At 64.0% G+C, this 1,626-nt stretch carries 4 protein-coding genes; all 4 read right to left on the bottom strand.

The genetic code is table 11. From position 1 onward, the window contains the following. Nucleotides 1-148: 148 nt before the first annotated feature. On the bottom strand, nt 149-397 hold the full coding sequence (gene rpsQ, locus WA702_RS11195; RefSeq protein WP_425110584.1) for a 30S ribosomal protein S17: 249 nt from the start codon (nt 395-397) through the stop codon (nt 149-151). 12 nt (nt 398-409) lie between these two features. Then, a complete protein-coding gene (gene rpmC, locus WA702_RS11190; RefSeq protein WP_425110583.1) occupies nt 410-616 on the bottom strand; it encodes a 50S ribosomal protein L29 in 207 nt (68 codons plus the stop codon). Nucleotides 617-621: 5 nt separating this feature from the next. Then, nucleotides 622-1,035, bottom strand: a complete 414-nt coding sequence (gene rplP / locus WA702_RS11185; RefSeq protein ID WP_425110582.1) for a 50S ribosomal protein L16 — start codon at nt 1,033-1,035, stop codon at nt 622-624. A gap of 36 nt (nt 1,036-1,071) precedes the next feature. Further along, on the bottom strand, nt 1,072-1,626 hold a 555-nt coding region (gene rpsC / locus WA702_RS11180; RefSeq protein WP_425110581.1), incomplete at its 5' end, for a 30S ribosomal protein S3.

Genomic DNA, 1,626 nt, shown 5'->3' with positions numbered 1-1,626 from the left:
ACACGGCGTGCGCCTGAATTATCGGCCACGTCGAGGTTGGTCTGCATCTGAATCATTGATGCACCTCGTCCTCTTCATCTGACGCGCGAGAAATTCGCGCTATTTTATGGTCCCGAATACGTAACCGGCCCGATCGGACCGATTCGGCTCAGGCAGTTTTCTTATGCTCGCCCCGGACCACGGTCCAGCGCTTCAATTTCGAGATCGGCCGGCTCTCTTCGATCCAGACCATGTCGCCAGGCTTGAACTCGTTGCCCTCGTCGTGGGCGTGGTAGTTCTTCGAGCGGCGGATGGTCTTCTTATAGATCGGATGCGTGAAGCGGCGATCGACGCGCACCACGACCGTCTTGGCCTGCTTGTCGCTGACGACAACGCCCTGAAGGGTCCGTTTCGGCATGTGTCCTGCCTCTTACTTGTTCTTGGCGCGCTGCTGCGCGGCGATGGTCTTGATGCGGGCGATGTCACGACGCGCCTCTTTGAGGCGCGAGGTGTTCTCGAGCTGCCCGGTGGCGCGCTGGAAGCGCAGGTTGAAGCGCTCCTTCTTCAGATTGAGGATCGCATCCTCCATCTGGTCGGGGCTCATCGCACGAACGTCGGACGTCTTCATCTCGGCCATGGCCATTACTCCGCAATGCGCTCGACGAAGCGCGTCTTGATCGGCAGCTTGGCGGCCGCCAGCAGCAGCGCCTCACGCGCGATCTGGTTGCTCACGCCGTCGATCTCGAACATCACCCGGCCCGGCTTGACCCGCGCCACCCACAATTCCGGCGAACCCTTGCCGGAGCCCATGCGGACTTCGGCCGGCTTCTTCGACACCGGAACGTCGGGGAACACGCGGATCCAGACGCGGCCGGCACGCTTCATGTGACGGGTCAGCGCGCGGCGGGCGGCCTCGATCTGACGCGCGGTGACGCGATCCGGCTCCATGGCCTTCAGTCCGAACTGGCCGAAAGCCAGCGTCGCGCCCGAGGACGCAACGCCGTGGATACGGCCCTTATGCGCCTTTCGGAACTTGGTCTTCTTTGGTTGCATCATGGCTGTAAGCCCTCAAAACCTTTCCAGCGCCGCCGATCAGGCAGCGTCGCGACGCGAGCGCGAAGAACCGCCGCCGGTGTCGCCCTCAGCCATCCGCTTGTCCTGCGCCATCGGATCGTGCTCGAGGATCTCGCCCTTGAAGATCCAGACCTTCACGCCGCAGGTGCCGAAGGTCGTGAACGCGGTGGCGACCCCGTAGTCGATGTCGGCGCGCAGCGTGTGCAGCGGCACCCGGCCCTCGCGATACCACTCCATGCGGGCGATTTCCGCGCCGCCCAGACGACCCGAGCAGTTGATGCGGATGCCCTCGGCACCAAGACGCATCGCCGACTGCACCGCGCGCTTCATGGCGCGACGGAACGCGACGCGACGCTCGAGCTGCTGGGCGATCGACTCAGCGACCAGGGTCGCATCGAGCTCCGGCTTGCGGATCTCGACGATGTTGATGACAACATCCGACGAGGTGATGTCGGCAACCCGCTTGCGCAGCTTGTCGATGTCGGCGCCCTTCTTGCCGATCACGACGCCCGGACGCGCCGAGTGGATGGTGACGCGGCACTTCTTGTGCGGACGCTCGATCACGATGCGCGC

This window comes from Bradyrhizobium sp., assembly GCF_049798375.1.
Taxonomy (GTDB): domain Bacteria; phylum Pseudomonadota; class Alphaproteobacteria; order Rhizobiales; family Xanthobacteraceae; genus Bradyrhizobium.
Note: the sequence above shows the minus strand (reverse complement) of the source record. Positions and strands in the feature narration are given on the sequence as shown.